Annotated in this window: 18 protein-coding genes; 9 read left to right on the top strand and 9 right to left on the bottom strand. The window is 64.5% G+C overall.

The window, feature by feature from the left end; translation table 11 throughout:
• Positions 1-87: 87 nt before the first annotated feature.
• From trxA to tsaE, 6 genes are read right to left on the bottom strand one after another with little or no spacing between them, the layout of a single operon-like run.
• Positions 88-423: a thioredoxin TrxA gene (gene trxA / locus CW354_RS09160; protein WP_104829693.1), complete on the bottom strand. Its 336-nt coding sequence runs from the start codon at positions 421-423 to the stop codon at positions 88-90.
• Positions 424-476: 53 nt separating this feature from the next.
• Positions 477-3,953 (bottom strand): double-strand break repair helicase AddA, encoded by a 3,477-nt coding sequence (addA, locus tag CW354_RS09155; protein WP_104829692.1) that lies wholly within the window; start codon positions 3,951-3,953, stop codon positions 477-479.
• On the bottom strand, positions 3,950-6,958 hold the full coding sequence (addB, locus tag CW354_RS09150) for a double-strand break repair protein AddB (protein WP_104829691.1): 3,009 nt from the start codon (positions 6,956-6,958) through the stop codon (positions 3,950-3,952). The genes addA and addB overlap by 4 nt, the downstream gene beginning before the upstream one ends.
• Positions 6,958-7,692, bottom strand: a complete 735-nt coding sequence (locus tag CW354_RS09145) for a nucleotidyltransferase family protein (protein ID WP_104829690.1) — start codon at positions 7,690-7,692, stop codon at positions 6,958-6,960. The genes addB and CW354_RS09145 overlap by 1 nt, the downstream gene beginning before the upstream one ends.
• On the bottom strand, positions 7,689-8,762 hold the full coding sequence (locus CW354_RS09140) for an aminoglycoside phosphotransferase family protein (RefSeq protein WP_104830077.1): 1,074 nt from the start codon (positions 8,760-8,762) through the stop codon (positions 7,689-7,691). Before CW354_RS09140 ends, CW354_RS09145 begins: the two co-directional genes overlap by 4 nt.
• Positions 8,763-8,774: 12 nt before the next feature.
• The gene (gene tsaE / locus CW354_RS09135) at positions 8,775-9,233 is read right to left on the bottom strand and encodes a tRNA (adenosine(37)-N6)-threonylcarbamoyltransferase complex ATPase subunit type 1 TsaE (RefSeq protein ID WP_104829689.1); all 459 of its coding nucleotides are present in this window, start codon (positions 9,231-9,233) and stop codon (positions 8,775-8,777) included.
• 112 nt (positions 9,234-9,345) lie between these two features.
• Here tsaE and CW354_RS09130 point away from each other — a divergent pair, with 112 nt between their 5' ends.
• Together CW354_RS09130 and CW354_RS09125 are read left to right on the top strand one after the other, a co-directional pair.
• Positions 9,346-9,666 (top strand): 2Fe-2S iron-sulfur cluster-binding protein, encoded by a 321-nt coding sequence (locus tag CW354_RS09130; protein ID WP_104829688.1) that lies wholly within the window; start codon positions 9,346-9,348, stop codon positions 9,664-9,666.
• Positions 9,667-9,728: 62 nt separating this feature from the next.
• Positions 9,729-10,208: an MmcB family DNA repair protein gene (locus tag CW354_RS09125; RefSeq protein ID WP_104830076.1), complete on the top strand. Its 480-nt coding sequence runs from the start codon at positions 9,729-9,731 to the stop codon at positions 10,206-10,208.
• 18 nt (positions 10,209-10,226) lie between these two features.
• Here the strand turns inward: CW354_RS09125 and CW354_RS09120 are convergent, their stop codons facing one another.
• Positions 10,227-11,435, bottom strand: a complete 1,209-nt coding sequence (locus tag CW354_RS09120) for a PQQ-dependent sugar dehydrogenase (RefSeq protein ID WP_104829687.1) — start codon at positions 11,433-11,435, stop codon at positions 10,227-10,229.
• Between the two features lie 132 nt (positions 11,436-11,567).
• Between CW354_RS09120 and CW354_RS09115 the strand changes: the two genes are divergently transcribed.
• The 4 genes from CW354_RS09115 (at position 11,568) to phoB (ending at position 15,009) form a co-directional block, all read left to right on the top strand.
• Positions 11,568-12,020, top strand: coding sequence for a hypothetical protein (locus CW354_RS09115; RefSeq protein ID WP_104829686.1), 453 nt, complete (start codon positions 11,568-11,570; stop codon positions 12,018-12,020).
• An 11-nt stretch (positions 12,021-12,031) separates the two neighbouring features.
• The gene (locus CW354_RS09110) at positions 12,032-13,423 is read left to right on the top strand and encodes an ATP-binding protein (protein ID WP_104829685.1); all 1,392 of its coding nucleotides are present in this window, start codon (positions 12,032-12,034) and stop codon (positions 13,421-13,423) included.
• A 138-nt stretch (positions 13,424-13,561) separates the two neighbouring features.
• A complete protein-coding gene (gene phoU / locus CW354_RS09105) occupies positions 13,562-14,293 on the top strand; it encodes a phosphate signaling complex protein PhoU (RefSeq protein WP_104829684.1) in 732 nt (243 codons plus the stop codon).
• 26 nt (positions 14,294-14,319) lie between these two features.
• Complete coding sequence (gene phoB, locus CW354_RS09100) at positions 14,320-15,009, top strand: phosphate regulon transcriptional regulator PhoB (RefSeq protein WP_104829683.1); 690 nt, start codon at positions 14,320-14,322, stop codon at positions 15,007-15,009.
• Between the two features lie 91 nt (positions 15,010-15,100).
• Here phoB and CW354_RS09095 read toward each other — a convergent pair whose 3' ends face one another.
• Positions 15,101-15,607 carry a GcrA family cell cycle regulator gene (locus CW354_RS09095; RefSeq protein ID WP_104830075.1) on the bottom strand — a complete coding sequence of 169 codons (507 nt, stop codon included), beginning with the start codon at positions 15,605-15,607 and terminating at the stop codon, positions 15,101-15,103.
• Between the two features lie 257 nt (positions 15,608-15,864).
• Here CW354_RS09095 and CW354_RS09090 point away from each other — a divergent pair, with 257 nt between their 5' ends.
• Genes CW354_RS09090 through ppk2 form a run of 3 tightly spaced genes read left to right on the top strand, consistent with a single transcriptional unit; the run spans position 15,865 to position 18,488 of the window.
• Complete coding sequence (locus CW354_RS09090; RefSeq protein ID WP_104829682.1) at positions 15,865-16,725, top strand: ABC transporter permease; 861 nt, start codon at positions 15,865-15,867, stop codon at positions 16,723-16,725.
• A gap of 40 nt (positions 16,726-16,765) precedes the next feature.
• Complete coding sequence (locus CW354_RS09085) at positions 16,766-17,659, top strand: Hsp33 family molecular chaperone (protein WP_104829681.1); 894 nt, start codon at positions 16,766-16,768, stop codon at positions 17,657-17,659.
• Positions 17,660-17,699: 40 nt separating this feature from the next.
• Positions 17,700-18,488 (top strand): polyphosphate kinase 2, encoded by a 789-nt coding sequence (gene ppk2, locus CW354_RS09080; protein WP_104829680.1) that lies wholly within the window; start codon positions 17,700-17,702, stop codon positions 18,486-18,488.
• 10 nt (positions 18,489-18,498) lie between these two features.
• Here ppk2 and CW354_RS09075 read toward each other — a convergent pair whose 3' ends face one another.
• Positions 18,499-19,278, bottom strand: coding sequence for a glycosyltransferase family 2 protein (locus CW354_RS09075; RefSeq protein WP_165793615.1), 780 nt, complete (start codon positions 19,276-19,278; stop codon positions 18,499-18,501).
• Positions 19,279-19,318 lie beyond the last annotated feature (40 nt).

Genomic DNA, 19,318 nt, shown 5'->3' with positions numbered 1-19,318 from the left:
ACTTTAGAGCCGCCAACGCATCGATTCGCTGACAGGAACGTCTGATTATTCAAATCCCGGGAAGCTTGAAGAGTTTCCGATCAGGCTCTAGGCGGCGGCTTCTTTCAGCACTTCCTCGACCCAGGCCGCGAGCTGGCTTTTCGGCGCGGCGCCGACGCGGGTCGCGACATGTTCGCCGCCGGAGAAAATCATCAGGGTCGGAATGCCGCGCACGCCGTATTTGCCCGGCGTTTCCGGATTCTCGTCGATATTGACCTTGGCGACGGTGAGCTTGCCTTCATATTCCTGGGCGATCTCGTCGAGCGCCGGCGCGATCTGCTTGCAGGGGCCGCACCATTCCGCCCAGAAATCAATCAATACGGTCTCGCCGCTATCGAGAACATCGGCGGCGAAGCTGGCGTCGGTGACGGTTTTGGTAGCCATGAAGCATACTCCTGAATGCTGTTTCCCCGAAGATAGCGCGCGGGGGCCCTGTTTCAACCCGCAAGTTTTAAACGCGCAAAAGCGTGATCGAGCATTTCGGCCGGTATGTCCATGAGTCTTGCGTCATAGGTCCAGAGCAAGGCGCAGACGATCTCACGACCCGGATAGATTTCCTGCAATAGCGCGCGATAGGCCGCAAGCTGAGCGATATAGGCGGGGTCGGCGTCTTCGGCGCGCGCCGGCGGCGGGCGATTGGTTTTGTAATCCACAACCAGAACGCGCGCGTCGCTGACCGCGAGCCGGTCGATTTGCCCGTTCAGCATAAAGCTTTCCGGCGCGCCGCTGGGCCGGCCCGCAATCGGCGTTTCGGCCATGGAGCCCGGCGCGAACACGTCCGCGAATTGCGGATCGCTCAGCACACGCATCACTTCCTCGCGCCAGCGCGCGCGTTCGTCTTCGGCGATCTCCGGCGCGAGCCTTTCGAGCAGACGGTCCGCCGCCGCCTCGCGCGCCGCCGGCGCGACATCGGGCAATAGCTCCAGAAGCCGGTGCAAGGTGCGCCCGCGGAAATATCTATCGCCGCCAGCAACCGGCGAATAGGCCGCGCCTTGGGCTTCGCCGCGCCATTCGTTTTCTTCCTCGCCTTCGAGTTTCGACGGCGCGAAGCGCAGGGGCGGCGCTTCCTTCGGCGCTTCTTTATAAAGCCATGGCGGCGCGCCGGCGGCGGCGGGCGCTGCAGCGTGATCTTCTTTTTCAACCGGCGCTGTCTGGGGACAGGAAAGCCGCAAGGCGGGCTCGGTTCCGCCGTTCCAGAAGGGCTCTTCGCCGGCCTCGACGCCGCCCAGCCGCCCGAACGCATCGATCGCCAGCGAATGCCAGGACTTGACGCCTGTGGCTTTCGCCTGCGGATCGCTCTTGTTGCCCTGTTCGACGCCGCAAATGTATAGCCGATCGCGCGCGCGCGTCGCGGCGACGTAAAATAGGCGCCGGTATTCCTCGAAGGCAAGGCGCGTTTTCTCCGCCCGCGCGGTTTCGGTGAGCATGGCGTCGCCCGCTTTCGACCAGGCGAGGAGCGACAGGTTTTCCGGCAGGCCCGCCTCGCGCGGCGGCGGCAAAAGCGGGCCGATGGTTTTCAAATCCACGTCGCGATGGGCGTCGAGCAGGAACACGATGTCCGCCTCCAGCCCCTTGGCGCCGTGCACCGTCATCACACGGACGGATGTGTTTTCGCGCTCCATTTCGCGCTTGATGTCGCCCGAGGCCGCTTCGAACCAGGCGACGAATTCGCGAAGACTGCGCGGGGCGCCGTTTTCGAAATCGAGCGTCTGACGCAACAGTTCGGCAATGGCGTCCGACGAGGCTTCGCCGAGCCGCGCGAAGAACCGTTTGCGTCCGGAAGGCGAACCGGTTTCGAGAATGTGCGAGAAGAACGCATAGGGCCCTTGCGCGCGCGCCAGGGCCCGCGCTTCGGCGATTTCATCCGCCGCTTTTTTCCAGTGGTTTCTTTCGCCGGCGCGTTCGCGCAAGGAAGACCACAGGGACTGATTTTTCCCGCGCTCAAAACCGAGTGGAAAGAGATCGGCGTCGTCGTCGAAACCGAAAAGCGGGCTTTTGAGGATTTCCGCGAGCGAAAGATCGTCATCCTGCGACAGGGCGAACCGCGCATAGGAGAGCAAATCCTCCACCGCCGGGTCCTCGGCGAGCTTCAGCCGGTCGGGCCCCGCCACGGGGACGCCCGCCGCGGAGAGGCGCTGGATGACGTCGCGGAAAAGCGCGCCCCGGCTTTGCACCAGGATCATGACGTCGCCGGGGCGGATCGGGCGTTCGCGCGATTCCAGATGCTCCTTGCGGTCGAGCCAGCCCTTGACGGTCGCCGCCACGCGGTCGCACAGGACCCGCACCGGATGATCGGCTTCAGGCGCGTCCACCGGCGCGTCCCAGGGGTTGACCGCCAGCTTGTCCGGGCGCGGCGTCAGCGGCCAGAGTTCGACCAGCCCCGCGACGCCTTCGCGGCAGACGCCGTGGAGAAGATCGCCCTCTTCGCCCAGTCCCTCCGCCGCGTCGCGGTCGGCGAAGGCCGCATCCACGAAGGACAGCACCGGCTCGGTCGTGCGGAAGGAAAGGGTCAGCGGAATGTTGGCGTAGGCCGTGACTTTCGCCAGCCGTTCGCCGAGATCGTGCTCCTTTTCCTTGAAGAGGCTGACATCGGCGCCCTGAAAGGAATAGATCGACTGCTTCATGTCGCCGACGGCGAAAAAGCTGCGCAGATCGTCGCGCGCGCCGGCGCCGGAGAAATAGTCTGTAAACAGATTTTCAACCACCGCCCATTGGCCGGGCGAGGTGTCCTGCGCCTCGTCGATCAATATGTGATCGATGCCATAGTCGAGCTTGTACATGATCCATTGCGCTTCGACACGCCGGAAAAGACTGTCCGCGCGGGCGATCAAATCGTCGAAATCGAGCATCGCCCGCGCCGCTTTCGTTTCGGCGTAGCGGGCGCGCAACGCGCCGGCGAGACGGTTCAAGGCCAGCGTATCTTCGTAAATCGCCTGGGCCCGAAGCGCCTGAACCTCGTCGAAAACGAGCTCTTTCAGCGTGTTCACATAAGGCCCGACCCAGGGATCGTGCTTGTCCGTCGCTTTCGAGGCGATGCGGTCCACGGTCTTCGACTGGTCGGCCACCAGAAAGGTTTTGACGAGCGCGTCCCAGCGCTCCTCATCATTGGCCGCCGTGAAAAACGCCGACAGGCGTTTCGCCGCCGCCTGGGGCTGCTTGCCTTCCGCGGCGAGCCCGTCATGGGCGCGGCGCAGATCGTCGACGGAAATCTCGCCCAAGAATTTGCGCTTGATGGTCCCTGGCGTCTCGTTCGGATTGACGGCGAGCGCCTTCGCCAGCATCGCCGCGGCCTCTTCCAGATCGTCCGGCGTCTTCGAGGCGGAGATCAGCAGCGCGCGCAGATCCTGCTCGTTGCGTTTAAGCGACAGAAGATCGAAATCGGCGGCGAGCGCCGCGTCCTCGCGCGCCTTCGCGGCGAGCCAGTCGAGCGCGTCATTCAGGAGCGCCATGGCCTGCGCGTCCTCGGCGACGACAAAGCCCGGCGGCGCGCCCGCCTCGATCGGGAAACGGCGCAAGACGCTTTCGCAGAAAGAGTGAATGGTCTGGATCTTCAGCCCGCCCGGCGTTTCCAGCGCGCGCGCGAACAGCCGGCGCGCATGGGCGAGATCGTCGGCGGATTTCTCCGTCGCTTCTTTTCCTTCCAGTTCTTTGAGCGCCTCAACCAGCTCCTCGTCGCTGGCGAGCGCCCATGCGCCGAGCACCTCGAAAAGCCGCTCGGCCATTTCCGCCGCCGCAGCCTTGGTGAAGGTGATGCACAGAATCTTTTCCGGCGGCGATCCGGCGAGGAGGAGCCGCGCCACGCGGTTGGTCAGAACGCGCGTCTTGCCCGAGCCTGCATTGGCCATGACGAAAACGGAGCGGGCCGGATCCGCCGCTGTGCGCTGGTTGTTGGTGGTTTCTTCAAGAGGGGTCATTCGCTCTCCCCGCTTCCATTTGGGCCGCTTTCGCCTTGCGCGCTGCGTTCGCGCCGGCGCGCCAGGTGATCGTAATCGCCATACTCGTTCATGAATTGCGGGCGCGGCTGGGAGGGATAAGCCTGATCGGCGTTGGCGAAATGGCCGAAGAGTTTCATGAGCCCGTCCCGCGCCTCGGCGATGTGATCCGCCGCCTCATCGCCTTCGGCGCCGGCGAATTTCTCATTCGCCTTGCGGGAGACGACGCGCACATATTCAAAACCCGCGACCCGCGCCGGACCCAGCGCCTCAAAGCCGCCCGCCTCGACGATCATCCCGGTCAGCGGCAATTGCGGGCTGAAGGCCTGCGCCTGTTTAAGGCTCGGCGGGGCGCCGGTCTTGTAATCGACAATGAAGGCCGAGCCGTCTTCGAGACGGTCAATGCGGTCGGCGCGCGCCGTCAGCTCGTATTCGGCGCCGGCGATATCGATTGTCGTTGTCCCCTTGTCCTCTGTCACCGCAGGCGCGCCTTGCGCCCGCCGGGCCGCGTCCCAGTCCGCGAGAAAATCGAACGCCGCCGCCGCCCGGGCGCGCCAGAAGGCTTCGTGGCTGGCGTCGAGGCCATGCGCTGGCGCGTGTTCTTCATACAAAGCGGCGAGACGCGCAATCGCCGCCTCGCGCGAGGATGGCGGCGCTTCCTTCGCATAATCTTCCAGCACTTTGTGAAAGAGATTGCCGAGATGGCGCTGGTCGAAATCCTCGCCCAGAGGGTCGAGTTTTCTGATCCGCAGTATTTTCTGCGCATAGATCGAATAGGGATCGCGCAGCAGTTTTTCCACCTGCGTCACCGACAGCGAGGCCGGCCGCGCCGCGACCGGGGGTTTGGGATGCGGCGCGCCGATCTGCGTGATGGTCTCCGGCCGGTCCAGGAGCGCCGCGAGCGCGCAGGCGCCATGCGTTTCCTCGACATCCTTCAAAAGATCGGCGCCTTTCAGGATGTTCTTCAGGCGGACGATCCAGCGCGAAGGTTTGGTGGGTTTGCCCGCCGCGCGGCCCGCGCGCGTTAAAACCACCTCCGGCGCGGCGGCGAGCTGCGCGAAATCATGCGCGGCGAGGCCGATGCGCCGCTCCGGCGAGGGAAGGCCCAAGTCTTTCCGCATGGGCCGCGACAGAAACGGATCGATGGCGGCGTCGCGCGGCCAGACGCCTTCATTGAGCCCCCCGAGAATGACGAGATCGGCGCTTTGAAGCCGCGCTTCGAGGGGCCCGAGAACCGAGAGGCGCGGATGGGCCGGGGCGCGGCGGCGCACCGCGCCCCCGGCGATGAGTCGCGCGAAAATGTCGGCATATTCGTTTGCGGCGTCATGAACGATGAGGGGCAGCCCCGTCCGCAATTGCGCCATCAGGGCGGCGCCCGCCTCGCCGTCTTCACCGCGCCAGAGCCGCTCGGCGCCGGTCTCCTCAGCGCCGGCGCTTAACGCTTCCGCGGCTTTCAGATGCGCCTCAAAACGCTCGGCGAAACTCGCTTCCGCAGGGGGCCAGTCCGCCGCGACGCGCTCCAGGAGGTCGATGATCGCCGAAACATCTTCGGAAAGTTTCTTCTCCGCTTCGAGCTTCGCCCTGACGCCGTCGAAACCGTTTTGCGGGCGCAGCCCGCGCAGGCCGAGATCGATGCGCCGCGCCGCCTTGTGACGGCCCGCTTCATCGAGCCCGCCGCCGAAGCGGGGATGATCGGTCATCGCCGTCAGCTTCACCGGGTCCGTCGGATCGCACAGCCAGGCCGCGACGAGGCGCAGATAAACGCCGCAAGGCGTATTGGCGAAAGGCGCGCCGGCGGAATCGTCGACCTGAACGCCCCAGCGGCGCATCTTCATGGAGACGCGGCGGGCGAGATCGCGGTCCGGCGTCACCAGCATCGCCGTCAACTCCGGCGTTTCGATCGCCTCGCGGAATTTAAGCGCGATGACGCTCGCCTCCTCGTCTTCGTCGCGCGCTTCGATCAGCGATAATCCGTGCAAAGCGGATTTGATTTCCGGACCCGCCGCCTTCGCGTCTTCCGCCCATTGGCGCCAGTCATCGGAGGCGCCGGCGGGCCGCAAGGCGACGGTGACGAGCCCCGCGCGGGCGCCCGGCGTTTCGCTGCCGGGCCAGGGTTTCACGTCCTCGCGGGAAATCTCCAGCGCCTCGGTCAGCGCTTTCAGCCCGCTCTGGGGATGGGGCTCGTCCACCGCCTCCCAGACATGGGCGCTGGCAGCGAGATCGAGACCGGGCAGAACGACGCAGCCGCACTTAAAGCCGGCGACCAGCTTCATCAGCCGCGCCACCGCCGGGGTCGAGCCGGTAGTCCCGGCGATGATCACCGGCTTTTGCGGCGGCTCGGCCTCCCAGCGTTTTCTTTGCGCGTCGATCAAGGCGATGCGCCGCGCCGCCGGATCGCTCAACCCTTCAGCGGCGAGATGGGCGGGCCAGAGCTGCGTGACGATTTCGAGAAATTCGAGCGAGTCCCGCCAGTGTTTCGCGAGATGATCCGGCGTCAAGCCTTGCAGCGCCGCGGGATCAATTTCCTCTGTGTAAAGAGAATCCAGAAGCCGCCCGAGCTCGTCGGCGGCGGCGATGGCGCCGGCCCAGTGACGCTGGCCGTCGAAATAATTCTTTTCCTTTTCCGCGATCAGCCGCGCCAGCAAGAGACGCCGTTCCGCAGACGGAACCGGCGGCGCCAGCGCCAGTTCGTCCTCAAGCGCGGCGGCGACATCCTCGCCGTCGAGGGCGAATTCGTCTTCGTCGATATCGCCGAGGGTCTTGATATGCGGCGTCAGCGCGGCGTCCGCGCCCGACGCCTCGAGAAAGGCGGCGGCGAGCGCCCGCGCCGCGCGCCGGGTCGGCAGATAGACGGTCGCCTCGGGCGCCACGAAGCCGGCGGCTTTAATCGAGGCCGTCAGCTCTCCCGCAAGATCGGCGAGAAAGGGCCGGCCGGAGGCGATGGAGAAAATCCGGGGCCCGGGCGCCGTGAAAACCCCGCCCGCCATTACAGAAACGGTCCGGCGAGGCGCGCTTCGGCGGCGGCGAGGCCCGCCGCATCGCCTACATGCAGCCACTCGCCGCCATAGACCGCGCCGAACAGCCGGCCCCGCTCGGCGGCCTTGTCCCACAGGACCCGCGTCGAGAACGGTCCCTCCGGCCCTTCGTCGATGAGCGACGGGGCAATAATCTGCAGCCCGGTGAAGACGTAAGGCGCGGTTTCGCCCGCGCGCAAAGAGATCTGCCCGTCTTCGGAACGGTCGAAATCCCCGCTTCCGTCATACCCGCTGGTGCGGTCGATGGGCACGAGCAACAACAGCGCATCCATCGCCGCATCGTTCCATTCATTCGCGAGCAGGGCGCAGGCTTCCGTTCCGCCGCCGTCGATCATGATCGCATCGGTGTTGGTGCAATAAACCGGCTCGTCACCTAAGAGGCCCCGCGCCTTCTTAAGACCGCCGCCGGTTTCGAGGATAAGATCACGCTCGTCGGAAATGACGATTTCCGGCGCAGGGCGGCCTTCCACATGACGTTCGACCTTGTCGGCGAGATAATGAACATTGACCACCGCGCGCTCGACGCCGGCGCGCGCGAAACGGTCGAGCGCGTAATCCATCAGCGCCTTGCCGTCGACATCGATCAAAGGCTTCGGCGTCGCGTCGGTCAAAGGCCGCATGCGTGTGCCGAGCCCGGCGGCGAGCACCATCGCCGTTTTGGGAACGCTGTTCGATCCCTCGCTCATGAGACGAGATCCGGCAGGTGCTTGGCGAAGAAGGCGCGCAAGGGCGCGAGCTCGGGACGGGCGAGATCGCGGGCGAAATGCGCTTCCACGCGGGGCAGCAGATCGAGATAGCGGGGCTTTTTATCGCGTTTCGCCAGCCGCGCGAAAATGCCGAGAATCTTGGCGTTGCGCTGCGCCGCAAGAATTGCGTAATCGCGCATGAAAGCCTCCCGATCGGCATTCGAAATCGAAAGATAACAGACGATCATCGCCTCGGCGAGTTCCAGGTCGACATCGCGGCGCGCATCTTCGAGGAGCGAGACGACGTCATAGGCCGCATGGCCGAAGAGCGCGTCCTGAAAATCGATGATCCCGACCTGTTCGACGCCCGACCTGTCCGGCAGCCATAAGAGGTTTTCCGCATGATAATCGCGCAGGACAAAAGCATGCGGCGCGGAGAGCCCGGCGAGCGTCGCGCGCCAGATGTCGAAATACTCCGCAGTCAGACTTTCTTCAGCGGGGGCGCCTTTCTTGAGCGGCCAATACCAGTCGATGAGGAGCGCGGCTTCGGCCTCCATGGCGAGCGCGTCATAATCGAGCATTCGATAGCCGGCGCCGGACGGTTTCGACGGCGCCTGCCGGTGCAGCGCGGCGAGCGCATCGATGGCGGCGCGGTAAAGCCTTTCCTCCTCGACGCGCCCGACGACCCGCGCGAAAAGATCGTCGCCGAGGTCCTCGATCAGCGCGAGGCCCGCCGAGGCGTCCGCGGCGTAGACGTCCGGCGCGGAAAGACCCGCCGCGCGCAGGGCTTCGGAGAGAGCCGTGAAAGCGTTGAGATTCGGCCCGGCGAGCCGCGCCATGGCGTTGTAGCCAAGCGCGCGCCGCGCGGCCTCGTCGGCGTCCGGCGGACAGGCCGGGGCTTCTGCGCCGGGCGGCGCGATCATCAACACCGCCGGCCGGCCGTCGAGCATGAGGCGCTGATAGCTGCGCGTCGAGGCGTCGCCCGCCAGCGGCGCGGCCTCGGCCTCGGCCCAGCCGGCTTTTTCCAGGAACGCCCGGCGCGCTTCATCTCTGTCTTCGGTTTTTGTCATCGGGTTCATTCTTTACGCGATTCCCGCCTTTTTGAGGCGCGCGCCCCAGGCGTCGTTTCCCTCCATCACGGCCCGCCGCCCGGCGCCGGCGATCTCGAGCCGCACGGTCAGCGCCCCGGCGGGGAGAAGCCCTTCCGCGCGCTGCGGCCATTCGACCAGCGCCGCCCCACCGTCAAGCGCCTCTTCAAGTCCCAGCTCATAGACCTCTTCCGGTTTTTCGAGCCGGTAAAGATCGAAATGCCAGAGCGCAAAATCCGGGCCTTCATAGGTCTCCACAAGGGTGAAAGTGGGGCTCGGCGCGCCTGTAACGCCCGTCAGCGCCGCGATCAGGGCGCGGGCGAGGGTCGATTTCCCGGCGCCGAGATCGCCTTCGAGCCTGACGACGTCGCCGGCGGCGAGAACCCGCGCCAGCCTTTCCCCCAGCGCCTTTGTCGCCGCTTCGTCCGGAAGATCTATGGTCTCAAGCGCCATGAGGCTCCCTGCGTCATCTCGGGGTCTTTGGGCAAAAAAGGGTTGCCCTCACGCCCTGATCGCTTACATCGACAGCTTCGTTTTGCAATCCAGTCACGAGCCCCGAGCCTCCATGCCCAAAATCACCTATATTGAACAGAACGGAACCGAACATGTCGTTGACGCCGAGACCGGCGTCTCGGTGATGGAGGCGGCGATCAAGAACATGGTGCCGGGGATCGACGCCGATTGCGGCGGGGCCTGCGCCTGCGCCACCTGCCATGTCTATGTGGACGAGGCCTGGCGGGAAAAAACCGGCAAGCCGGAGGCGATGGAGGAATCCATGCTCGATTTCGCCTATGAGCCGAAGGAAAATTCGCGCCTTTCCTGCCAGATCACGGTGACCGACGCGCTCGACGGCCTCGTCGTGCGCCTGCCCGAATTCCAGGGCTAAACCTTCCCCCGTTAACGCATTTAATCTTGACGCTCGCGCTTTTCGCGGGATTCAATGAACAAATGCAGAACGTCTTTCCGTTGCCCGATCCCGCCCGAAACGCCGCCAGCGAGGACCTGGCGAGGCCGGACCGCACCGTCGCGCTGACCCGCGGGGTCACGCGCCTGTTCATCGATCTCGGCCTGTCGCCCCTTTGCGAATTCCGCCTCGCCAATGGCCGGCGCGCCGACGTCGCGGGGCTCGACCGGCGCGGCAAGCTCGTCATCGCCGAAGTGAAATCCTGCCGCGCCGATTTCGAGGTCGATCAGAAATGGCCCGATTATCTCGCTTTCTGCGATCAGTTCTATTTCGCCGTGGACCCGGATTTTCCGCGCGCGCTCCTGCCCGAAAGCGAAGGGCTGATCGTCGCCGACGATTACGGCGCGGCCATCGCGCGGGCCGCGGAAGACCGCCCCTTGAACGCCGCGCGGCGCAAGGCGGTGACCTTGCGCTTCGCAAGACAGGCGGCGGCGAAGGCCCTCTCCGCCCCGGTCCTTCCGTAAGCGGATTATTGCGGCCCTCTATTGCGGGGTAAGGCGCAGGATCTTGCCGGCTTTTTCCGCGCCGGTGTTACTCTGTTCCGTCGCCAGATAAATCGCGCCGTCCGGGCCAACCGCCACATCGCGAACGCGCTCGCCGCGGTCGAGCAGATAGCGCTCTTCGCCGGCCGGCTCCTCGCCCTCCATGATGACGCGATGGAGCGCGCGCCCGGCCATGGCGCCGACCAGAAGATCGCCGTTCCAGGCGGGAAAAAGATCGCCGCGATAAACCGCCAGCCCCGAGGGGCCGATGGACGGCGTCCAGTATTTCACCGGCTGGGTCGTGCCCTCATATTCCGTGAAGGGCGTGATTTTCGCGCCGTTATAATCGATGCCGTAGGTCGCCAGCGGCCAGCCGTAATTATTGCCGGCTTCGATAATGTTGATCTCGTCGCCGCCGCGCGCGCCATGTTCGTGCTCCCACAAAACGCCGCGCTCGGCGTCGTAGGCGAAGCCCTGCGCATTGCGGTGGCCCTTGGTGAACAGCTCCGGGCGCTCGCCGTCGCCGAAGGTGGGATTGTCCTCCGGGATCGACCCGTCTTCGTTCAGACGAATGACGGCGCCGTAGCTCGTCGACATGTCCTGGGCTTTCTCTTTGTATTTCGAGCCCTCGCCGATGGTCATGTAAAGCTTGCCGTCGCCGCCCCAGACCATGCGCGCGCCGAAATGGTGGCCGGTGTCTTTGGGCGGCTTGGCGTCGTAAAGAACTTCGAGATCGGACAGCGACGATCCGTCGAAAACGGCGCGGGCGATGCGCGTCCCGTTCGCGTCGCGCGTGCCGTGCGCGTAGCTGAGATAAAGAACGCCGTTTTCTTCAAAGTCCGGATGCAGAAGAATGTCGAAGAGCCCGCCCTGGTTCCAGACCAGCACCTCAGGCGCGCCCGCAACCGGCTCCGGCAGAAGCGCGCCGTCGCGAATGAGGCGCAGGCGCCCTTCGCGCTCGGCCACCAGCAGCGCGCCGTCAGGCAGGAAGGCGATGGACCAGGGATTGACGAGACCGTCCGCCAGCACCTCCACATCGAGAGCCGTCTCGCCCGCCGGGGCCGGCTCGGCGAGGGTTTCCTGCAGTTCGGGATCGCCGCCGCCCTTGGCGTCGGAGGCCGCGCCGCCGCCGGAACAGGCCGCCATCAACGCCGCGCAGGCGCCAAGCGCCGCAAATCGGGAGAATTTCGTCTCGGACAAGCTCGCCATGGTCACGCCCTTTCATATGGCATAAGACATCGCCGTCATGGGTAGGCGGCCCGGGCATATGACGTCAATATGGATGTCAGGGGACGCGGGCGCCGCATAACAAGGGAAAATCCCGGTTCTGGAGAGAGACCAATGAAAATCGCCAACACGATCTTCGCTTATGTGCTCGCCGTCGCCGTCACCTATGTGCTGTCGGTCGCCTTTTACACCCAGCAGGTCATCGCGAAGATGGCGGCGATCGGCGCGGTCTATTCCCCGCAGCAGAAAATCGACACCTTTGTGCAGAATTTTTTAGGGCTCGCCTTTCGCGATCAGCCCTCCCTGGGGATGATGCTCGCCGTCGCCCTCGCCATCGGCTTCGCCGTCGGCTTTGTCGTCAAACGGATTATAAAGCCGCTGGCGCCCGTCGCTTATCCGGTCGCCGGCGCGGCGGCGGTCGTCGCGCTGCTTGTTTATATTGAAGGATCGGTGGCGGGCGGCGGCGCCGGGGTCATCGGCGGCGCCCGCGACGCTGTGGGGCTCTCTTTGCAGGGGCTCGCCGGATTTCTCGGCGGCGCGGCTTTCGCTTTCAAACGCCCGCGGTAAAACCCTCCCTCATGCAAGACGATCTCGCCAGCCTCATTCGCCATACCGCCGCGCGCGTGCGCGGCCGCGATTTCATGTGGGCGGCGGGGATCAGCGCCGGGGTCGGCGCGGCGCTGACGCTCGCCGGGATCGCCGACTGGCGCATCGCGCTGCTCGCCTGGATCGCCTTTATGGCGGCGCTCGCCGTGCGCTACCGGTTTTCCTCGGGCAGCGTCTGGGCGGCGCCGGTGCAGCGCATCGTCGAAACCGAACTCAATGCGCAGAAATCCGAGATGGCGCATCTCAGGATGGCGCAAGGGGTGGCCCGCGCCCTGCCCGAACCGCTGTTCATCCTGGATTCGCAAGGCATCGTCGAACACGCCAATCCGGCGGCGCTTGAGCTTGTGGGCTTGACGGAAGTCGCCGGGCGCCACTTCGCCTCCGTATTGCGCGCGCCCAATGTCTTCGAGGCGGCGGAAGCGGTGCTTTCAACCCACGAGCCGCAAAGCGTTGAATTCACGACGACCGGCGGCGTTGAGCGCACCTGCCGCGCCTATGTGACGCCGATCGATTCCGGCGACGGGGCGACAGCGCCGCCGCGCGCCCTCGTCTTTATCCGCGACCTCACCAGCGAGCGGCGCGTGGAGCAGATGCGCGCGGACTTCATCGCCAGCGCCAGCCACGAGCTCAGAACCCCGCTCGCCTCCATGCTCGGCTTCATCGAAACCCTGCGCGGCCACGCCAAGGACGACCCGGAAGCGCGGGAGAAATTCCTGTCCACCATGCAGGCCCAGGCCGAACGCATGCAGCGCCTTGTCGCCGACCTGATGTCGCTGTCGCGCATCGAACTCAACGAACATGTGCCGCCGCGCCAGAGCATCGATCTCGCCGAAATCGCCGAAGACGTCATCGACAGCCTTGCGCCCCTGTTCGAAGCCGCCGGCGCGATTGTCGATTTTACGAAGGACACGGACGAACCGGCGACGATCCGCGCCGAGCGCGACGAAATCTTTCAGGCGATCCAGAACCTCATCGACAACGGGGTGAAATATGGCGGCGAGCCCGCCATGGTGAAAATCCGCGTCGGCCGCGGCGCCGCGCCGACGCCGTTCACCGACGGCCCGCCCGCCCACCGGTCGGGCGACAGCGCCGAACAGGTGGCCGCCCGGCTCGGCGTCGATGTGGAGGATCTCGTCTATGTTCAGGTGCGCGATTTCGGACCGGGCATCGAGCGCGCCGACCTGCCGCGCCTCACTGAGCGGTTCTACCGGGTGAATGTGGAGCGCAGCCGCAAGAGCGGCGGCACGGGGCTTGGCCTCGCCATCGTCAAGCACATCATGAACCGCCATAAGGGCGGCTTTCAGATCGAAAGCCGGCTCGCCGGCGGCGCCGCCTTTACCTGCTATTTTCAGCGCGCCCCTTGACTTCCGGCGCAGGGAAAAAATATTAAAGAGCTAAGGGCGCAAAAAATGCGCCTTATCTTTTTGCCTGACAAGAATATGTCATAAAAAATGGGCAAGTAAGCGATCCCTTGACCCCGCCATCGCGGAGAAAGCCGACCCATGGCGACCCTTTCGCCACAATCATCCCATCAGGAGCGTCTCGATCTCGAGACGTCGCTGTCGCGCATGGCCGCCCAGGTGGAAAACCAGCTCGCCAACGCCGTGACCGCGTTCGAGCGCCGCGACCTCGCCGCCGCCGAGAAGGTGATCGAGGGCGACGAGCGCATTGACGCGCTCGACCATGCGATCGAGGCCAAGGTGATGGAGCTCCTGCAAAAGGGTCCTCTGCCGGAAGACGCGCTGCGCGAGGTGATGACCGTCTCGAAGCTCGCCGGCGAGCTCGAGCGGGTCGGCGACCTCGCCAAAAACGTCTCCAAGCGCACCCTCGTCGTCAGCCGCGAAGCGCCGGCCCGCCCCACCTCGGGCGTGGCGCGCATGGGCCGGGCGAGCCTCAGGCAGTTTTCCGACATCCTCAACGCCTATGCGGCGCGCAACCTCTCCGCCGCCATCGCGGTGTGGAGCGGGGACGACGATCTCGACCAGCTTTACAATTCGGTTTTCGAGGAAATCCTCGTGGCGATGATGCACGACTCCTCGAACATCAACGCCTGCACCCATCTTGTCTTTACGGCCAAGAATTTCGAGCGGGTGGGCGACCATGCCACCAACATCGCCGAAGCGCTGCATTTCCTGCTGACCGGCTCGCGCATCATCGAGAACCGGCCGAAGGGGGACAAGACCTCGACAACCGTGGTTTCGCCGCCTAAGCAGTCCGGATCGGCTGCAGGCTAGCGGCTGGAAACTAACGGACGAACGAGATGCCTGAGACCAAGGTTCTGATCGTCGAGGACGAGGACGCCCTCTCCACCATCCTCGAATACAACCTCGCCAAGGAGAAATTCGAGGTCGCCATCGCCACGGACGGCGAGGAAGGGCTTTTGAAGGTCGAGGAGTTCGGCCCCGACATCATCATTCTCGACTGGATGCTGCCCAAGGTCTCCGGCATCGAGGTTTGCCGGCGCATCCGCTCCAAGCCGGAAACCCGCAACATTCCCATCATCATGCTGACCGCCCGCTCCGAAGAGGCGGACCGCATCAGGGGGCTTGAAACCGGCGCCGACGACTATCTCACCAAGCCTTTTTCCACCGCCGAGCTGATCGCACGCCTCAAAGCCATCCTGCGCCGCATCCGCCCGGGGCTCGCCGACGACATTGTCGAACATGGCGACATCTCCATCGACCGCGTCTCCCACAAGGTGACGCGCGGCGGCAAGGAGATCCATCTCGGGCCTACGGAATTCCGCCTGCTCGATCATCTGATGCAGCATCCCGGGCGCGTGTTTTCCCGCGAGCAGCTGTTGAACGCGGTCTGGGGATCGGACGTTTTTGTCGAGGTCAGGACGGTCGACGTGCATATCGGCCGCCTCAGGAAAGCCCTTAATAAATACAAGCAGGGCGATGCGATCCGCACAGTGCGCTCCGCCGGCTACGCCCTCGACGTCAAATAATCCCAATAAAAAACCCGCCATAAGGCGGGTTTTTCAATCTGGCCTGGCGGCGCGCCTTGCGGCGCAACTTATCCCGCTGCGCGGCGTGTTTTTATCCCGCAGCGCGGCGCTGGGCGATCTGGGCGGCCGGGCGGCGCGCCGGCTCGCGCTCGCGGCGCTGCGGCGGCTGGAAAGCAAGGCGCGCATGATGGGCGCAGTAGGATTTGCCCATGGCCGAGGGCTGGCCGCAGAAATGGAAGTCGTCTTTAGCCGGATCGCCAATGGGCCATTTGCACATATTGTTCTTGATGGTCGACACGGTGGTCAGATCGCCCGAGTCGAGCACCACGGCGCTGATCGACTCCGGCTCGGGGATCACCGTCTTGTATTCCTGGCGCGCCGGTTTCGCGACCGGCGCTTCTTCCTGGCGCGGCTGGGAAGCGCCGCAGCCGCGCTGCGGCTTGGCCGGCGTCGCCCGGCCCGAAAGCCCGAGGCGGTGGACCTTGCCGATCACCGCATTGCGGGTCACCCCGCCCATCTTGTTGGCGATCTGCGCCGCCGATAGGCCCTCGGCCCATAAAGTCTTCAAAAGTTCTACCCGCTCATCCGTCCAAGCCATGTCGCCCGTCTCCTCGCTTTTTTCCGGATTGCGCTTGCCTGCGCTGGCCAAAATCTCAATATTTGGTATCGTAAGTGTGCGCCGTCCCTTATGCGCCTAAATATAGTATCGAATAAGGACGGAAACACAACATGGCGCCTTAACAAATTTTTGCCCACCATATGTTGATAACTGCCCCGGCGCGCACAAGCTGTTGACTTGACGGGCGCCGGATGAGGCGCGAGACATCTTTCGCAACGCAAAAAAGATGAATTCCCATGACCCTAGCCCAGCCTGAAAGCGAGACCGCGCGCGCCCCCGCCGAGACGCGCTACGCCTTTGGCGTGCGGCGTTTCGGCGCCGTGAACTGGCTCGGCCTGTGGACGCTTTACGTCAAGGAAGTGCGCCGCTTTTTAAAAGTGGTGACGCAGACCGTGGTGGCGCCGGTGATTTCGACGCTGCTTTTCCTCGTCGTTTTCACGCAGGCCTTCGGCGGCGTCCGGCCGGACGTCAACGGCGTGCCGTTTGTTGAGTTTCTTGCGCCGGGCCTCACCATGATGGCGATCCTGACGAACTCCTTCACCAATTCCTCGTCGTCGATCATGATCTCGAAAGTGCAGGGCTCGATCGTCGACGTCCTGATGCCGCCATTGTCCGCAGGCGAACTGACCATCGCTTTCATCGCCGGCGCCGCGACCCGCGGGCTCCTGGTCGGCGCCGTCACGGCCGTCACCTGCGCCGCTTACATGGCGCTCTACGGCGCGCCCATGGCGGTCGAGTCCCTTTGGCCGATCCTTTATTACGCTATCGCCGCATCGGTGATTTTCGCCGCCGTCGGCGTCATCGGCGGCATCTGGGCGGAGAAATTCGACCAGATGGCGGCGATCACCAATTTCGTCATCACGCCGCTGACCTTTCTGTCGGGCACGTTTTATTCCGTCGCCAACCTGCCGGAGCCGTTCCGGACCATCAGCCATTACAACCCGGTCTATTATCTGATCGACGGCTTCCGTTCGGGCTTCACCGGCGTCGCCGAAGCGCCGCTCGCCGCCTCCATCGCCGCCACGGTGGGGATTTCCGCCCTGATTTCTTTCGCCGCCTATCTCCTGATCCGCTCAGGCTACAATATCAAGGATTAGGCGCCGCGCCTTCGCGGCCCGCCCGGAAAGCCGAACCGTCATGGACGACGTCATTGTCCCGTTCCAGATCGCCGACACCGCCGTCAGGGGCCGCATTGTCCGCCTCTCCGGCGCCATCGACGAGATTTTGTCCGCACACCGATTTCCCGATCCGGTGTCGGCGCTGCTGGGCGAGGCGATTGCGCTGACGGCGATGATGGGCGCGTCCCTGAAATTCGACGGCAAGCTGATTTTCCAGGCGCAAGGCGACGGACCGGCCTCGATGATCGTCGCCGACTATTCCACCGGCGGGGCGCTCAGAGGCACGGCCAAGACGCAAGACGGCGATTTGCCCCGGGGCCTCAAAGCGCTTGTCGGCAAGGGCGCCATCGTCATGACCATCGATCAGGGCCCGGACATGGAGCGCTATCAGGGCGTCACGCCCATCGAAGGCGAAAGCCTCGCCGAAGCGGCGGTCGCCTATTTCATGCAGTCCGAACAGATCCCCACCATCGTCAAGCTCGCCGTCGGGCGCATCCAGGCGCCGGGCGAGGAAGAGCGCTGGCGCGCCGGCGGGCTGATGGCCCAGTTCGTTCCCCATGAAGGCGGAACCCGCGAACGCGGCGAAGCGGCGCTTCTTTCGGGCGAAGACGGCGAAACCTGGGAGCGCGCCCGCGCCTTTATCGAAACGACGCAGGACGACGAGCTTCTCGACCCGGCGATCAGCGCCGAAACCCTGCTCTACCGCCTCTTCCACGAAGACGGCGTCAGGGTGTTCGAGCCGCAGCCCCTGCGCGCCGAATGCTCGTGCAACCGGGAGAAGATCGAGGCGGTGCTTTCGCGCTACAGCGAAGACGATTTAAGCGATATGGTGGAGGACGGCGAAATCACCGTGACCTGCGAGTTTTGCCGCAAGGCTTACAAATTCACGCCGGAAGGCGCGCCCGCCGGCTAAGCCGAAGCCGGGAGGCGCGCGGCCGGAAAAGCGAGCCGAGATGAAAAAGAAAGAGTACAAGAAAGAGCTCGAAGACCTCGAATTCGAGCTCGCCAAGCTGCAGGAAACCGTGGCGCGCAAGGGCCTTAAGATCGCGGTGATCTTCGAAGGCCGCGACGCCGCCGGCAAGGGCGGCGCCATCAAGACCATCATGCACCGCATGAATGCGCGCATCTGGCGGGTCGTCGCCCTGCCGAAGCCTTCCGACCGCGAAAGCACGCAATGGTATTTCGAACGCTATGTGAAGCACCTGCCCTCGGGCGGGGAGATCACGCTGTTCGACCGCTCCTGGTACAACCGCGCCGTCATCGAACCGGTCATGGGGTTTTGCACCCAAGAGGAATACGGCCTCTTCATGCGCGAGGTCCCGCAATTCGAAAAAATGCTGGTCGACAGCGGAATCATCCTGATCAAGTTCTGGATTCACGTCTCGCAGGAGGAGCAGGAAGAGCGCTTTCAGGACCGCGCCTGCGATCCGCGCAAGCGCTGGAAGCTTTCGCCCATAGACCTTAAAGGCCGCGAGCGCTGGATCGAGGCGACGCAATATCGCGACCAGATGTTCACGCTGACCAGCACCAAAGACGCGCCCTGGCTCGTGGTCGACGGCGACGACAAGGAAAAGGCGCGGCTCAACATCATCCGCGCGATCCTCGACCGCGTGCCGTATGAGTTCAACAAGGACGCTTTCGACCCGATCGAGCTGCCCGAGCGCCCGAAAATCGAAGACACCGATTATGACGAGCCGGAACTCGAAGAGCTCAATCTCGTCACCGATTACTACAAGGATTAAGGCGCAAGGCTTATTTTTCCTTCGCCGCGCGCTCCCACATTTTCACGTCTCTCAGCCATCGTCCGTATCCGGACATGACCGCAAGCGCCAGCCCGTAAATCCCGCCGCGGAAATATTGCTGCAGAAAGTATTTCTTGGCGACGTAAAACGGCATGCCGAAGAGAATGCGCAAGGCGAGATAAGGCTTCGATTTCAAGGGCAACGCCTCGGCGCGCACGGACGAATTGCGGTTGAGCTTCGCCATGAACTGCTCGGCGCCGGTGAAGGCGTGATGCAGGATCGGTTCCGAAAGCCGCCCGACCGCGACCCCCGCCGGGATGTCGAACTGGTCCCAGGCCTTGTGGTCCGGGGCCCTGACCGTGCGGCGGTCATAGAGCTTGTGGCGGGTCTGCAGCCCGAAATCGCGCCAGGGCGCGCCAACCGGCGGCGCCAGCGCCAGCATGGTGCGGTAGATTTTGAACGGCGGCTCGCCGCCGGCGAAAAGGCTCCTGATTTCCGCCGCCAGCGCCGGCGTGACAATCTCATCCGCATCGAGATCGAGGAGCCAGTCGTTCCGGCAGGCCTCTTCGCCAGCGCGCTTTTGACCGCCATTGCCGAGCCATGCCTGCTCGATCACCTTGCCCCCCGCTTCGACTGCAATCTCGCGCGTCGCGTCCGTCGAACCTGAATCGACCACCACGACCTCGTCCGCGATCTGCAGCGCGGCGCGCACCACATCGCCGATCATCCGCGCCTCGTTGAGCGTGCGGATATAGGCGGAAATCGGCAAAGACGAATCAGACGCGGTCATGGCGTCAGGCATAGAAGAAAACGCGAGCCCCGCAAACAGG

It is taken from the genome of Hyphococcus luteus (genome assembly GCF_002943565.1).
Lineage (GTDB): Bacteria > Pseudomonadota > Alphaproteobacteria > Caulobacterales > Parvularculaceae > Hyphococcus > Hyphococcus luteus.
Note: the sequence above shows the minus strand (reverse complement) of the source record. Positions and strands in the feature narration are given on the sequence as shown.

Coding starts and splice junctions, on each gene's coding strand:
- trxA (WP_104829693.1), bottom strand. CDS start 423: ATGGCTACCAAAACCGTCACCGACGCCAGCTTCGCCGCCGATGTTCTC.
- addA (WP_104829692.1), bottom strand. CDS start 3,953: ATGACCCCTCTTGAAGAAACCACCAACAACCAGCGCACAGCGGCGGAT.
- addB (WP_104829691.1), bottom strand. CDS start 6,958: ATGGCGGGCGGGGTTTTCACGGCGCCCGGGCCCCGGATTTTCTCCATC.
- CW354_RS09145 (WP_104829690.1), bottom strand. CDS start 7,692: ATGAGCGAGGGATCGAACAGCGTTCCCAAAACGGCGATGGTGCTCGCC.
- CW354_RS09140 (WP_104830077.1), bottom strand. CDS start 8,762: ATGACAAAAACCGAAGACAGAGATGAAGCGCGCCGGGCGTTCCTGGAA.
- tsaE (WP_104829689.1), bottom strand. CDS start 9,233: ATGGCGCTTGAGACCATAGATCTTCCGGACGAAGCGGCGACAAAGGCG.
- CW354_RS09130 (WP_104829688.1), top strand. CDS start 9,346: ATGCCCAAAATCACCTATATTGAACAGAACGGAACCGAACATGTCGTT.
- CW354_RS09125 (WP_104830076.1), top strand. CDS start 9,729: ATGCAGAACGTCTTTCCGTTGCCCGATCCCGCCCGAAACGCCGCCAGC.
- CW354_RS09120 (WP_104829687.1), bottom strand. CDS start 11,435: ATGGCGAGCTTGTCCGAGACGAAATTCTCCCGATTTGCGGCGCTTGGC.
- CW354_RS09115 (WP_104829686.1), top strand. CDS start 11,568: ATGAAAATCGCCAACACGATCTTCGCTTATGTGCTCGCCGTCGCCGTC.
- CW354_RS09110 (WP_104829685.1), top strand. CDS start 12,032: ATGCAAGACGATCTCGCCAGCCTCATTCGCCATACCGCCGCGCGCGTG.
- phoU (WP_104829684.1), top strand. CDS start 13,562: ATGGCGACCCTTTCGCCACAATCATCCCATCAGGAGCGTCTCGATCTC.
- phoB (WP_104829683.1), top strand. CDS start 14,320: ATGCCTGAGACCAAGGTTCTGATCGTCGAGGACGAGGACGCCCTCTCC.
- CW354_RS09095 (WP_104830075.1), bottom strand. CDS start 15,607: ATGGCTTGGACGGATGAGCGGGTAGAACTTTTGAAGACTTTATGGGCC.
- CW354_RS09090 (WP_104829682.1), top strand. CDS start 15,865: ATGACCCTAGCCCAGCCTGAAAGCGAGACCGCGCGCGCCCCCGCCGAG.
- CW354_RS09085 (WP_104829681.1), top strand. CDS start 16,766: ATGGACGACGTCATTGTCCCGTTCCAGATCGCCGACACCGCCGTCAGG.
- ppk2 (WP_104829680.1), top strand. CDS start 17,700: ATGAAAAAGAAAGAGTACAAGAAAGAGCTCGAAGACCTCGAATTCGAG.
- CW354_RS09075 (WP_165793615.1), bottom strand. CDS start 19,278: ATGACCGCGTCTGATTCGTCTTTGCCGATTTCCGCCTATATCCGCACG.